Source organism: Candidatus Eisenbacteria bacterium (assembly GCA_016930695.1).
Classification (GTDB): domain Bacteria; phylum Orphanbacterota; class Orphanbacteria; order Orphanbacterales; family Orphanbacteraceae; genus JAFGGD01.
The window spans coordinates 92,681-106,831 of sequence record JAFGGD010000012.1; the positions used below are offsets into that span (position 1 = coordinate 92,681).

10 protein-coding genes are annotated in these 14,151 nt (G+C 66.3%); 7 read left to right on the top strand and 3 right to left on the bottom strand.

The window, feature by feature from the left end; genetic code table 11:
* The first annotated feature begins 163 nt into the window (after positions 1–163).
* On the top strand, positions 164–2,053 hold the full coding sequence (pepF, locus tag JW958_01955; protein MBN1824999.1) for an oligoendopeptidase F: 1,890 nt from the start codon (positions 164–166) through the stop codon (positions 2,051–2,053).
* Positions 2,054–2,151: 98 nt separating this feature from the next.
* On the opposite strand, the gene nth is transcribed toward pepF, so the two are convergent.
* On the bottom strand, positions 2,152–2,820 hold the full coding sequence (nth, locus tag JW958_01960) for an endonuclease III (GenBank protein ID MBN1825000.1): 669 nt from the start codon (positions 2,818–2,820) through the stop codon (positions 2,152–2,154).
* The gene (locus JW958_01965) at positions 2,817–3,494 is read right to left on the bottom strand and encodes a molybdenum cofactor biosynthesis protein MoaE (GenBank protein MBN1825001.1); all 678 of its coding nucleotides are present in this window, start codon (positions 3,492–3,494) and stop codon (positions 2,817–2,819) included. The genes nth and JW958_01965 overlap by 4 nt, the downstream gene beginning before the upstream one ends.
* Positions 3,495–3,835: 341 nt before the next feature.
* Here JW958_01965 and JW958_01970 point away from each other — a divergent pair, with 341 nt between their 5' ends.
* Entirely contained in the window at positions 3,836–7,039 is a 3,204-nt protein-coding gene (locus JW958_01970; protein ID MBN1825002.1) for a PD40 domain-containing protein, read from the top strand.
* 77 nt (positions 7,040–7,116) lie between these two features.
* Here the strand turns inward: JW958_01970 and add are convergent, their stop codons facing one another.
* On the bottom strand, positions 7,117–8,145 hold the full coding sequence (gene add, locus JW958_01975) for an adenosine deaminase (GenBank protein MBN1825003.1): 1,029 nt from the start codon (positions 8,143–8,145) through the stop codon (positions 7,117–7,119).
* A 229-nt stretch (positions 8,146–8,374) separates the two neighbouring features.
* Here add and hflK point away from each other — a divergent pair, with 229 nt between their 5' ends.
* From hflK to JW958_02000, 5 genes are all read left to right on the top strand, one after another.
* Positions 8,375–9,355: an FtsH protease activity modulator HflK gene (gene hflK, locus JW958_01980; GenBank protein MBN1825004.1), complete on the top strand. Its 981-nt coding sequence runs from the start codon at positions 8,375–8,377 to the stop codon at positions 9,353–9,355.
* Positions 9,352–10,296, top strand: a complete 945-nt coding sequence (gene hflC / locus JW958_01985; protein ID MBN1825005.1) for a protease modulator HflC — start codon at positions 9,352–9,354, stop codon at positions 10,294–10,296. The genes hflK and hflC overlap by 4 nt, the downstream gene beginning before the upstream one ends.
* A gap of 57 nt (positions 10,297–10,353) precedes the next feature.
* The gene (locus JW958_01990) at positions 10,354–12,024 is read left to right on the top strand and encodes an alanine:cation symporter family protein (protein MBN1825006.1); all 1,671 of its coding nucleotides are present in this window, start codon (positions 10,354–10,356) and stop codon (positions 12,022–12,024) included.
* A gap of 8 nt (positions 12,025–12,032) precedes the next feature.
* On the top strand, positions 12,033–12,488 hold the full coding sequence (locus JW958_01995) for an isoprenylcysteine carboxylmethyltransferase family protein (protein MBN1825007.1): 456 nt from the start codon (positions 12,033–12,035) through the stop codon (positions 12,486–12,488).
* A gap of 113 nt (positions 12,489–12,601) precedes the next feature.
* Positions 12,602–13,813, top strand: coding sequence for a radical SAM protein (locus JW958_02000; GenBank protein ID MBN1825008.1), 1,212 nt, complete (start codon positions 12,602–12,604; stop codon positions 13,811–13,813).
* The last annotated feature ends 338 nt before the right edge of the window (positions 13,814–14,151 follow it).

Below are 14,151 nucleotides of genomic sequence, written 5' to 3' on the forward strand. Positions count from 1 at the left end.
CATTATGAGCCGATCTGCCGGTCCGGTCCACCCCACCCCATCCTCTCGGCGCTTGCCCGAAGGGGAGAGGACTGGTAGAGTAAATAGGTTCGGCCCACCCCGGACAGGGAGAAGTCTCCGAACCCCGGTTCGGTCTATCCACAACGGACAGAAGGAGTTACGAATGACGAGGAAGGCACGCATCATCGCGGCGTCGTTGGCCTTGCTGCTGATCGTTCCCACGCTCGCCATGGCGGGCAAGGAAGCGCGGGAGCGCGCCGACGTGGACGAGCAATACAAGTGGGACCTCTCCCACATCTACGCCACCGACGCGGACTGGGAGGCGGATTACGCCCGCCTCGAGGCGATGCTCCCCGAGATCACGGGCTGGGAGGAGACCTACAAGGGCCATCTCGGCGAGTCGGGCGAAGAGCTTCTCGCCTTCATGAAAAAGAACGAGGAGTTGGAGAGCCTGATCGAGCGTCTCTACTCCTACGCCGTTTTGAAATGGCACGAAGACCTGCGCGAGTCCGCCTATCAGAACTACACCCAGAAAGTGCAGATGCTGCTCACGCAGATGGCGGCCGCCACTTCCTGGATCCAACCGGAGCTGGTCGCGATTCCGCGGGAGAAACTGCAGGCGCTCCTCGACAACACGGAAGGGCTGAAAATCTACCAGCAGAGCTTCGACGACATGTGGCGCACGCAGGAGCACGTGCTCTCCGAGCCGGAGGAGAGGATCCTCTCCCTCGCCGGCGACGTCGCCTCGGTGCCCGCCGACGCCTACCGGCAGATGACCGACGCGGACATGAAGTTCGGCACCTTTCTCGATGAGAACGGGGAAGAGGTCGAGATGACCCAGGCGCGTTACATGACCTACTTGCAGAACCCGGACCGCCGGGTGCGCCGCGACGCCTACCGCGTCTACTACGACGGCTACGAGACCTACATCCACGGCACCACGTCCACCTATCAGGGCGTGGTCTATCGCGATCTCTTCTACACCCGCGCGCGGAACTACGGCTCCTGCGCCGAACGCGCCCTCGATTCGGACAACGTGAAGGTCGATGTCCTGGAGAACTTGATCAACACCATCAACATGAACTTCGCGGCGGTGAAGAAGTACAACCAGATCCGCAAGCGCGAGATGGGCTTGGACACGCTCTATCACTGGGACTACTACGTGCCGATCGTCAGCGAGCTGGACGAGGAGGTTCCCTTCGAGGAGGCGGTGGCCACGATCCAGAAGGGCCTGAAGCCGCTCGGCAAGCAGTATCTCAAGGACATGAAGGCCGGTTTCGAGGGGAGCTGGATCGACGTCTACGAGAACGCGGGCAAGCGGAGCGGCGCCTACAGCTGGGGAGCGTACTCCCTCCCCCATCCCTACATGCTTCTCAACTACGAGAACACGCTGGACGACATGTTCACCGTCGCCCACGAGATGGGACACTCGCTCCACACCTTCTACACCAGCTCCAACCAGCCGCAGGTGTACGGGGACTACACCATCTTCGTCGCCGAGGTCGCCTCCACCACCAACGAGGCGCTCCTCATGCACTATCTGCTGGAGCACGAAAAGGACAAGCGGAAGCGCGCCTACCTGATCGACCACTACATCAAGCAGATCCTGGGAACCGTCTACACCCAGGTGATGTTCAGCGAGTTCGAGAAGGTGACCCACGAGATGGCCGAGCGGGGCGAGCCCCTCACCCAGGACGCGCTGAACGCGGTGTACGGCGAACTGCTGAACAAGTACGGCGGCTATGAGATCACCTATCCGGAGTGGGCCCAGATCGGCTGGAGCCGAATTCCCCACTTCTACCGGAATTTCTACGTCTACAAGTACGCCACCAGCTACGCCGCGGCGACGGCGATCTCCCGGAAGATCTTGGACGGAGACAAGGGCGCCCTCGAGGCGTACCTGAGCTTCCTGAAGAGCGGCTCCAGCGACTATCCGGTGGAGCTGCTGAAGAAGGCGGGCGTCGACCTCTCCACCCCGGCGCCGATCGAGGCGACCTGCAAGCTGCTCGGCGAGCTGGTGGACGAGTTGGACCGGCTTCTGCAGGAGAGCTAGACGGAAAAGGTCCGGCGCCGCCGGACGAAACGAGACGATCGGGGTCTCCGCCCGCGGGCGGGGACCCTTTTCTTTTCCTGCGAGCAGGACGGCGCGCCTCAGACGAGGCCGGCGGAGGGGCAATGCGGGGCGATGGAGCAGCCGGCGCAGTCCGGTTTGCGGGCGGCGCAAACCCTTCGACCATGAAGAATCATCGCGTGGCTGAAAAAGGTCCAGGAATCCCGTGGGATGATTTCCATCAGATCCTTCTCGATCCGGACCGCGTCCTTCCCGTCCCGGCTCGTCCGGGTGAGCTTCATGCGGTGGGCGAGCCGCCCCACGTGCGTGTCCACGGCGATCCCGTCGTTCCGGCCGAACCAGGTGCCGAGGACCACGTTGGCGGTCTTGCGCGCCACGCCCGGGAGAAGGATCAGATCCTCCATCCGGTCGGGGACTCGGCCGTCGAAGCGCTCCTCCAGCATCCGCGCCGCGCCGATCACGCTCTTCGTCTTTTGGCGGAAGAAGCCGGTGGGACGGATCTCCTCCTCGAAGGCGGCGACGTCCGCGGCCGCGTAGTCCCGGGCGGTCCGGTACTTGCGGAAGAGCGCCGGCGTCACCTTGTTCACGGTCGCGTCGGTGGACTGGGCGGAGAGGATGACCGCCACCAGAAGCTCCAGGGCGCTCTTATGGCGAAGTTCGCAATCCGCGTTCGGATAGGCCTCCCGAAGCGATTCGAGAATCCGTCCCGCCCGCTCCGCGCGGGCCCCCTTCGATTCCCGGGGCATCATTCCTCCTCCGGCTTTTGGCCGACCCAATCCGCGCTCCCGTCCGCCCGGACCGCCCTCTTCCAGATCGGCGCCTCCTCCTTCAGGCGATCGAGGAAGGCGCGGCACCCCGCGAACGCCTCGGCGCGGCGAGGGGCGGCGGCGGCGATCGCCACGGACCTCTCCCCGACGGCGACGCGCCCGAGCCGGTGCGCGACCGCCAGGTCCAGGAGCCCGTGGGAGTCCATGATCTCTTCGCGCAGGCGGGAGAGCGTCTCCGTGGCCATCGGTTCGTAGGCGACGTACTCCAGCGCGACGAGCCGCGGCGGTCCCTCCTCGGCGCGCGCCGACCCGAAGAACAGACAGACCGCCCCCGCTTCCGGCGATGCGACGCGCGCGGCGATCGCCTCTCCGTCGACCGGTCCCTCGACGAAACGGACACGGTCCTCCGGCGCGCCCCCGGAGACCGGCGGGATCACCGCCACCTCCACACCGCTCTCGAGGGACGGGTCCCCTCGCGCGTAGGTTCCGCCGACGGCGTAACGGAGGGACGAGGCGAGAGGCGCGAGGGCGGGGTGAATCTCCAGCAGCCTCCCGCGGAGGGTTTCGAGCGTCGCCCCCTCGGGCAGGTCGACGGGTTCCTCGTGAGCGCCCGCCGCGTCGGCGGCGGGACCGAAATAGAGAACGCGCACATTCACGTCGGTTCCCCCTCGATGAATCCCCCTGAACCTTTTCGGCGGGTCGGTCGTCATTATAGCGGGTACGGCGCCGCGCGGCCACCACGCGGCCCGCCCGGCGCCCACCCCTCTTCCCCGTTCCGGCCCACCCCGGGGGAGTTCATCCGGGATTCCGCAGAGCCGGCGGCCCGCCCTCCGTCCGTCGTAAGTTTGTTGCGCCGGGCGAATCGGACCGTTAGCGTGAAGGCGAACCGGAGTCCCGATTCGAAAGGCGGCGCGTTCCCTCCGCTCCCCGCGGGGATCCGCGCCGCCCGGTGAACCCCATTCTCGGAGAGAGATCCCTCTCCACCGGAGACCGGACCATGAAGCGTTTCACCGTTCCGTTCCCGCTCCTCTTCGCGCTTTTCCTTCTCCTCGCCGCCGCGCCGCCGGCCGCCGCGGAAGAGGGAGGCGCGGATCTCTTTCTCGCGCGCCATCCCTCCCTCTCGCCGGACGCCTCGCGGATCGCCTTCTGCGCCATGGGCGATATATGGGTCGTTCCCGTCGAAGGGGGCGATGCGCGACGCGTGACCGTTCACGATGCGTACGACGACCGTCCGATCTGGTCCCCCGACGGCACGCGGATCGCCTTCGTTTCGGATCGCCACGGCAACGACGACGTCTTCGTCATCGACGCCGGCGGCGGACGACCGGAACGGCTCACCTACCACTCCGCCAACGACGCCCTTACCGACTGGAGCCCCACCGGGATTCTCTTCGGCTCCCGGCGGGAGGACATGTGGGGGATGCTCTACCGGGTGCGCGAGAACACGCCGGTGCCGGAGATGGTGCTCGCCGACCGCTCCCTCTCGGCGGCGATGTCGCCGGACGGCGCCTGGCTCGCCTGGGTGCGCGGCTGGACGCCCTGGTGGCGCAAGCACTACCGCGGCGAGGCGAGCCGGGACATCTGGATCCGCGCCGCCGCGGGCGGGCCGAGCGAGAAGCTGACCCTCTGGGCGGGGGACGACGACTACCCGATGTGGGCTCCGGGCGGCGACGCGCTTTACTTCGTTTCCGAACGGGAGGACGGCGCGGCCAACATCTGGAAGCAGCCGCTCGGCCTCTCTTCCGGCGCCCCCCGGGCCGCCGGGGCGCCGGTGCGGCTCACGAGCCACGAGGAGCGTTCCATCGAGTACGCCTCCATCTCCGCCGACGGGCGAACGATCGTTTATGAATGGAAAAACCAGGTTTGGACCGTTCCGGCGGCGGGGGGCGCGGCGCGGCGCGTGCCGATCCGCCTCGTCAGCGACGACAAGTGGAACCGCGTCGTCCGCAAGGTTCGCGGCTCGGGATGCACCGAGTTCACCCTGTCGCCGGACGGCTCCGAACTCGCCTTCGTCGTCCACGGCGAGGTGTTCGTGATGGAGCTGGAGGACGGCGAGGGAACCGACCGGATTCAACGGGTGACCGACACCGCCGGCCGGGAGCGGGAGGCGGCCTGGGCGCCGGACGGCGAAGCCCTCTACTTCGCGAGCGACGAGGAAGGGGACACGGATATTTGGATGGTGCGCTCCTCCGACGAGGAGGAGAAGCGCCTCTCCCGCTCCCGCAAGCGGGAGACGGTGAAGGTGATCGACTCGAACGAAAACGACATGTTCCCCCTCCCCTCGCCGGACGGGAAGAAGCTCCTCTTTCGGCGGGGCGCCAACTACCTCTGGATCGCCGACATCGACGGCTCGGGGCAGAGACTCCTCGTCCCCGGCCCGGACGTGCAGACCTTCCACTGGTCCGGCGATTCCCGCTGGGTTTCTTATTCTCAGTCGACCCTCGGCTCGCTGGAGGACGTCATGCTCGTCCCCGCCGACGGAGGCGTCCCCTTCAACGTCACCCGTTCCCCCCGGGACGATTACAACCCGACCTTCGTATTCGAAGGGAAACGGCTCGCTTTCGCCACCCGGGACGACCAGGGAAGCCTCTGGATGCGCTACCTCTGGCTCACCCGCGAGGAGTGGCTGAAGAGCGACGCCGACCGTGAGGAGGAAGAGGAGGCGGCCGAGAAGACGAAGGACGAAAAGAAAAAGGACGAGGAGGGCGAGAAGGAGGAGGACGAGGAGGAAACGATCGTCGTCGAACTGGGCGACGTGACGCCGCGGATCGTCGACGTGGTCCGCGCCGACGGAAGCTACAATCCTTGGTCCGTCTCGCCCGACGGACGGCTCTACGCCTTTCAGGGGAACGCCCTCGGTTCCGCCGATCTCTGGCTCGCCACCGACGACGGCGAGCGCCTGACCCGAGTCACTCACGACGGCGCCGGGCCGTCCAACATCATTTTCTCCTCCGACAACGCCTCCCTTTGGTTCCTCGCGGGCGGGCGGATCCTGCGCGCTGTCGTGAGCGAGGACGGCGACGTCTCCTCGGGGCCGAAGCCGGTTTCCTTCCAGGCGGAATACACCGTGGACCGCGCGCTCGAGGCGGGACAGAAATTCGACGAAGCCTGGTCCCTCCTCTACGACGGCTTCTACGACGAACGCTTCCACGGCGTCGATTGGAAAGCGCTCCGCGAGGAGTACGCCCCCCGGGCGAAGGCGGCCTACACGGTGGAGGACTTCTCCGACGTCCTCTCCGAGATGATCGGCGAACTCTCCGCCTCCCACCTCGGCGTCTATCCTCCCGGGAAGGGAGGAGACGACGACGCCACCGGACGCACCGGCATCCTCCCCGATTTCTCCTACGCCGGCCCCGGCGTGCGCGTCGCCGCGGTGACGCCGGACGGCCCGACGGATCGCGAGGGGAGCCGCGTCCGTCCCGGCGAGTACATCCTGGAGGTGAACGGCGAAACGATCGGGAACGCCGGCTGGTACGCCCTTCTGAACCACACCATCGGCAAAAAGACGGACCTGATCGTGGCCGATGACGGCCGCGGCAAGAACCGCCGCGAGGTGACGATCACGCCGATCGGCTCCGGCGCCCTCAATGGTCTCCTCTCCCGCCAATGGGAGGACGAGAACCGGGCGATGGTGGAGCGCCTCTCCGGCGGCCGGATCGGTTACGTCCACGTGAGCGCGATGGGCGCCGGCGAAATGCACCGCTTCCGCAAGGAGCTTTGGGCCTATGCCGGGGACAAGGAAGCCCTCGTTCTGGACGTGCGCTACAACAACGGCGGCTCCACCCACGACGAGCTGATCACCATCCTGCAGCGCCGCCCCTACGCGGTGGAGCGTTCCCGGGGCCGGGAAGAAAACTTCAATCCTCATGAAATGTGGAACCGGCCGGTGGCTTGCGTGATCAACGAGAGAAGCTACTCGGACGGCGAGATCTTCCCCTGGGCTTTCAAGGAAATGGGCCTCGGCGCGCTGGTGGGAACCAACACCTACGGCGCCGTGATCGGCACGCACGACGTGCAGCTCGTGGACGGGACATGGTTCCGCATCCCCGGGAGCGGTTGGTTCGGTCTGGACGGGACGAACCTGGAGAACACCGGCGCCGCGCCGGACGTTCCGGCGTACGCGGTGCCGGAGGAGCGCGCCGCCGGGCGGGACGCCCAGCTCGAGGCGGCGGTCCGCTACTTACTGGAGGAGATCCGCTAGGCCGCCGCGCAGGGCGGGAATCGGGCAGGGGGCGCCTCCGACCGCGGGGGCGCCCTCTTTTTCGCCGCGAACCCCCCTCACTCCCCACGCGGGAGAGGAACGATGAAGGTCGCTTCTTCCGCCATCCGGGCGAGCCGCGCCATGTCGTCGTCGGAAAAGCCGAAAGTATCCTGAGCAACGGCGTATTCCCGGAGAATGTCGGTCCGGGAGACGGTCGGATTGTCGGTGCAGAGGGCGCAACGGATCCCCGCCTCGAGAAAACGCGGGAGGGGATGGTCCTCCAATCGCTCCACCGCGCCGGTCTGCAGGTTCGACGTCAGGCAGACCTCGACGGCGATCTTCTCGTCGGCGAGGCGCTTCAGGAGGCGCGGATCGGCGGCGGCGCTCACGGCGTGGCCGATCCGCTGCGGCGCGAGGAGGTCCACCGCCTCCCAAACGCGCTCCACCCCCTCGTCCTCGCCGACGTGCACCGTTTTACGGAGACCCATCTGTTCGGCGAGGCGATACGGCTCGACGAAAAGGATCGGCGGAAAGGGTTTCTCCGCGCCCGCGATGTCGAAGGCGACCACGCCGAGGTCCCTGTGAAAGCGATCGATCTCGCCGGTCAGACTCCGCAGAAGAATCTTCGCCATGTTGCCGCCGTGATTCCGCATGGCGATCGCCACGACCCCGGCCCGGAAATCCTCGTGGGCGCGCATCACCTCCCGCAGCCCCTTCCGGACCGCCGAGAGCACCTGGCGCGAGGTCAGCCCCGCACGCTGGTGGATGATCGGATTGATCCGCACCTCCAGCGTGCGGATTCCCTCGGCGTAGGCGTCCCGGCCGATCTGCTCCGCGATGGTCTGGATGTTGTCGTAGAACTGCGTGTACTGGAGGGGGATATCGAACTTGCCCAGGTAGTCGAGCAGGTCCCGGTCGGTCTCCGGATCATAGGTCAGCTTGCCGCGGAACGCCTCGTAGCCCAGGCCGGGAATGGCGGAGTAGTACTTCTGCGAGAGATCCCAGAGCGTTTTCGGACGGACCGATCCGTCGAAGTGCCGGTGCAGGTCGGGCGGCCGGAGCGACCGCAGGAACTCCCGTTTCTCCTCCGTCGTTCGATTCCCCATCGGCGCCTCCTCCCCTTCGCGTTTGGCGGACCTTTGCCGGTAAACCTAACAGATCCGCGCCCGCGCCGCCAAGCCCTCGCCGCCCAATCGTTCCTTGACAGGAAGGGGGCGCTTGCCTAACGTCTTCCGAGGGGTCCGTCCGCAATCGCAAGCCGCACCGGTGGTTGCGAATCGCCTCGTGGCGACGCGCCCGCGCGCCCCTCGTCCCCACTCGACCAGGAGGTTTTCCATGCCCGACCAGGGACAGCCCTTTCCCGAGATCCGGCTTCCCAAAATTCCCGCGCGAACGATCGGCCTTCTCGTCGGGGCGGTCGTTCTCCTCGCGATCCTCTTCTCCAGCGTGTACACCATCGAACCGGAGGAGGTCGGCGTCATTCTCACGCTCGGCCGATATAGCCGCACCAGCGAGCCGGGGCTCCACGTCAAGGCGCCCTTCGGCATTGACAAGCTCTACAAGGTGCCGGTGCGTAGGCAGCTCAAAGAGGAGTTCGGCTTCCGGACCACCCAAGCGGGGGTGCGGAGCGAGTTCGCGCGCCGCGGCTACGAGGACGAATCGCTCATGCTCACCGGCGACCTGAACAGCGCCGTCGTGGAGTGGATCGTCCAGTACAAGATCTCGGACGCGGAGCAATTCCTCTTCCGGGTCCGCGCGCCGAGGGAGACCTTCCGCGACATCTCCGAGGCGGCGATGCGCGAGATCGTCGGAGACCGGAGCGTGACGGAAGTGCTCACCACCGGCCGCGTGGAGGTCGCCGACGAGGTCAAGCTGATCCTCCAGCGCCTCTGCGAGCAGTATGAGCTGGGAATCGACGTGCAGGTGGTGGTGTTGCAGAACGTGAACCCGCCGGCGCCCGTGCAGCCCTCCTTCAACGAGGTGAACGAAGCGATCCAGGAGAAGGAGAAGCTGATCAACCAGGCCGTGGCGGACTACAACCAGGCGATTCCCCGCGCCGAGGGAGAGGCGCACGCGACGATTCTCGCCGCGGAGGGATACGCCTTGAACCGGGTGAACCGCGCGAAGGGTGACGTGGCGCTGTTCGACGCGCTCCTCACCGAATACAGGAAGGCACCGGACGTCACGCGGCGACGCATCTACGTGGAATCGATGCGCGAGATTCTCGCCGGGATGGAACGGAAGGTGATCGTCGACGAGTCGCTCCGGGGGATCCTTCCCCTCCTCCCACTCGGCAAGGAGGAGGTGAAGCCATGAGCAAGACCGGAAGAAACGCGCTGATCGTCGTCGTGCTTCTCCTGCTTCTCGTCCTCTTCAACGGCCTCTACGTGGTGAGCGAGGTGGAGCAGGTCATCATCACCCAGTTCGGCAAGCCGGTGGGCGACGCGATCGTCGACGCGGGCCTCCACTTCAAGATCCCCTTCGTTCAGAAGGCGAACCGCTTCGAGAAGCGTTGGCTGGAGTGGGACGGCTCGCCCAACCAGATCCCGACGAGCGACAAGAAATACATCTGGGTCGACACCTACGCGCGCTGGCGGATCGCCGACCCGCTCCTCTTCTTCCAGAGCGTGCGGGACGAACGGGGCGCCCAGTCGAGGCTCGACGACATCCTGGACGGCGAAACCCGCAACGCCATCGCCAGCTATCCGCTGATCGAGGTGGTCCGCGCCTCGAAACGGGAGATGGCCCTGGACATCGATACGGAGGAATTCGGCGAAACGCCCATCTCCAGCCTGATCGAGACGGGGCGGGAGAAAATCAGCCGAAGCATCCTCGCGGCGGCTTCCGTGGTCACTCCGGCCTACGGGATCGAGCTGGTGGATCTCCGGATCAAGCGGGTCAACTACATAGAGAACGTGCGCGAAAAAGTTTATGATCGAATGATCAGCGAGCGGCTTCGGATCGCCGACAAGTCCCGCTCCGAGGGGCAGGGTCGGAGCGCCGAGATCCGCGGCGAGAAGGAGAAGGAGCTGCAGAGAATCGTTTCCGACGCCTACCGGCAGGCGCAGGAAATCCGGGGCCGCGCGGACGCCGAGGCGGCAGCCATCTACGCAGCCAGCTACGGACGCGATCCGGAGCTGTACCAGTTCCTCGCCACGCTGGAGGCGTACAAGGCCACCCTGGGCGAGAACGCCCTTCTCGTCACGGGCCAGGACACGGACTTCTTCCGTTATCTGGAATCGATGCGCGGGCGCTAGGACGGGAGCGAAACCCGGACCTTCGGCGGGCCATCACGCGGCTCGGGCGGAGACGGCATGGACATCTTGCGGGACTGGATCTCTCGTCTGGGCGGCGTCGTGTGGGGGTGGCCGGAAACGGCCCCCCTCCTCGTCCTCCTTCTGCTCGGCACCGGGCTGGTCACGACCTTTTACATGGGGTGGATCCAACTCCGGCGGTTCCGGCACGGCGTGGAGGTGATCCGGGGAAAGTACGACGACCCGGAGGACGCCGGCGACATCACTCACTTCCAAGCGCTCACGACCGCCCTCTCGGCCACGGTGGGGATCGGCAACATCGCCGGAGTCGCGACGGCGATCCACTACGGCGGGCCGGGCGCCCTCTTCTGGATGTGGGTGACGGCCGTTTTCGGCATGGCTCTCAAGTTCGCCGAGTGCACCCTCTCGATGCGCTTCCGGGCGATCCTCCCGAACGGGGAGGCGTCGGGCGGGCCGATGTACTACATCGAGCAGGGGCTCGGGCGAAGTTGGAAACCGCTGGCGGTTTTCTTCGCGGTCTGCGCGGTGGTCAGCAGCTTCGGGCAGGGAAACGCGGTACAGGCCTTCACCGTAGCGGATCAGTTCCGCGTCGACCTCGGCGTGCCCACCTATCTGACCGGCGCGGTGATGGTCACGCTCGTCGGGTTGGTCATCCTCGGCGGCATCCGGCGGATCGGCGAGGTCACCAGTCGTCTCACTCCCTTCATGGCGGCAACCTACGTGGCCGGCGCCCTCCTCGTGCTCCTCGCCGACTACACGCACGTAATCCCCACCATCGGCCTGGTGGTCCGGTCCGCCTTCCAACCGGCGGCCGAGGTGGGCGGCTTCGCGGGCGGCGCCTTCATATTCATGCTTACTTGGGGGGTGAAGAGAGGGCTCTTCTCCAACGAGTCGGGGCAGGGATCGGCGCCGATCGCCCACGCGGCGGCGAAGACGAAGGAGCCGGTGCGCGAAGGGGTCGTCGCCATGCTCGGCCCCTTCATCGACACGCTGTTGATCTGCACCCTCACCGGCCTGGTGATTCTGATCACCGGCGTCTGGAAAGACCGCAAGGAGGAGACCGTTCCCCTCACGCCGCAGACTGCGGTCACGGTGGTGCGCTTGGGCGCGGCGATCGAGCCAAACGGCGTCACGCCCGAGGCGGCCCTGTTTACCGGCGAGGCGCGGTTCAACGACGGGCGCTCCGACGAGGTCGCTTTCGTACGGAACCACTCCGTCGTCGAGGGAGAGGTCCTTTTCAACGGCGCGGGGCTTCCCTTCACCGGCCCCCTTCCGATCGAGGGGGGGACGATCGATTACACCGAGGCGCCGGACCTCAGCCTCGGCGGGAAGATGGCGCAGAACGGTTCCCCCCTCACCTCTTGGGCCTTCGAGAGGGGACTCGGCTTCCTCGGCGGAGGAGGACGCTATATCGTCACTCTGGCGGTTTTTCTCTTCGGCATCAGCACGGCGATCAGCTGGTCCTACTACGGCGACCGCTCGATCACCTATTTGGCCGGGCCGGCGTGGGTGAAGCCGTACAAAGCGCTTTATCTGGCGATGCATTTCCTCGGCGCCGTCTTCCCCCTGGAAATCGTATGGGGGTTCGGGGACGTGGCACTCGGCTTGATGGCGCTCCCCAACCTGATCGCGATCCTCTTTCTCCTTCCGACGGTGAGGGCGCTCACGCGGGAGTACTTCTCGCGCGAACAGATCCCCTATCGGAAATGACGGAGCGAATGATGCCTGCAAGGAAACCGATTCTCCCGCCGGTCTTTTTCTGGGGCGCAGTGGCGATCGCGGCGGCGCTCGGTTTTTTTCTTCCCGGCGCGCGCTTCCTCGGATGGCCCTGGCGATGGACCGGGATTCTTCCGATCGTTTTCGGCGTCGCGTGGAACGGGATCGCCGACGGCGCCTTCCGAAAAGCGGGCACCACGGTGAAGCCCTTCGAGGAATCATCGGCGCTCCTCACCGGCGGCGTCTTCGCAGCGAGCCGCCATCCCATGTACCTCGGCATGACGGCGATCCTCCTCGGCGAGGCGATCCTCTTCGGCGCCCTCACCCCTCTCCTCCCGGCGGTCCTCTTTCCAATCCTCATGGAGATCCGCTTCATCCGGGCCGAGGAGAGTATGATGGAGGAGCGTTTCGGCGAAGAGTGGCGCGCCTACCGGCGGCGGGTCCGTCGCTGGATCTGACGACCGCTCCCCCCGCTTCTCCCTATTCTCGTCCACGGAAAGGGTGTTCCCGCCGATCCTAGGAATAGACGGGAAAGCGGGGCAATCCGGCGCGCCGCCTCGCGGAGCGAAAGATGGCGAAACGGTTCTACATCACGGCGAGACGCGGCTGCCCGAGGCGAACCTTGGACGCGGGCCGCGCCGTCCTTTATCTCGAAGCGAACGGCTGGAAACCGGCGGAGGAGCCGGAGAACGCCGATCTTCTCCTCGTCTACACCTGCGGCGGATTCCCGAGCAGTGAAGACCGCTCACTCCGAACGCTCGAGCGTTTCCGGTTGGAGAGAAAGCCGGACGCCGAGCTGGTGGCGACCGGGTGCCTCCTCCGGATCCATCCGGAGGCGCTCCACGCGAGCGGGTATCACGAGATCCTTCCGGAGGAGTTGGAACGTCTGGACGGCATCATCGGCGCAAGGATTCCATGGGCGGCGATCCCCGACGCGAACGTCCCCCGCTCGGTGCGCGATCTGGAGCCTCTCACACCCGGCGACCGCCCCCCGGAATCGAGGCGCGCCCGCCTCGGCCGCCGGATCGCCCGCGCCGCCCGCCGGAGCGCCGCCGAGCCACGCCGCCCGGTCTCCCTCTTCGGCGGCGACGCCTTCCTCATCCGCATCGCCACGGGCTGCCGCGGACGCTGTTCCTACTGCGCCATCCGTATCGGCGCCGGCCCCCTGCGGAGCAAACCGCCGGAGAAGATCCTCGCCGAGTTCCGGAAGGGGCTCGACGCCGGACGCCGGCGCTTCGTGCTGATCGCCGAGGACACGGGATGCTACGGCTTCGACCTCGGCACCGACCTCGCCGCGCTATTAGAAAGACTTCTCGCCGAACCGGGGGAATACGGAATCTTGGTGAACGATCTGAACCCGGCGCATTTCCTGTCGATGTTCGACCGGCTCCTCCCTCTTTTCCGCGATCACACCGATCGTTTCGAGACGATCATCCTCCCGGTTCAGTCCGGGAGCGACCGCATCCTGGAGAAGATGAGGCGGGAATACCGCGCCGGCGATCTGGCGGATCGGCTCCGGGAACTCTTCGCCGCCGCGCCGGGCATCCGCGTCTCCACCCATGTCCTCGTCGGTTTTCCCGGGGAGACGATGGAGGACCTGGAAAAGACCCGCCTCTTCCTGGAATCGATCCCCTTTCACCGGATCGGGGTCTATTGCTACCAGGAAAGGAGCGGCGTCGAAGCGTTCGCTATCGATGGAAAGGTTCCCTTCGAGGAAAGCCGCGCTCGAGCGGAGATCCTCAAGAGAATGGGAACCAACGTTTCAGGTCCATTCGAGCCGTAAAGCGGATTCCCCGGATCTCCCCCGCACAGACCGGCGCCGGGTACTTCCTCACTCATTCCGTTCGCGCAAAGAGAATCCTATACCGAACGGACGACACTCCTTGCGCTCCTCCCCGGACGGACGGCGTGATTCTTCGAGGAGAAGGGGCGGGACGGGGGCCCCCACCTTCCGCCGCCGGTCTCCCTCTCGGGGCCGTCTCGACTCGCCGGGCACCCACCGGAGCCCGCCTCCGTCGAGGTTATACAAAGCCAGTCGAGCTTATCGGGGCGGGCGGAGGTGGGTCGGCGAGCGAGAAGAGGGAGGATGCGGAAGCATCCGGACCGTGCCCCGAAGGGAGA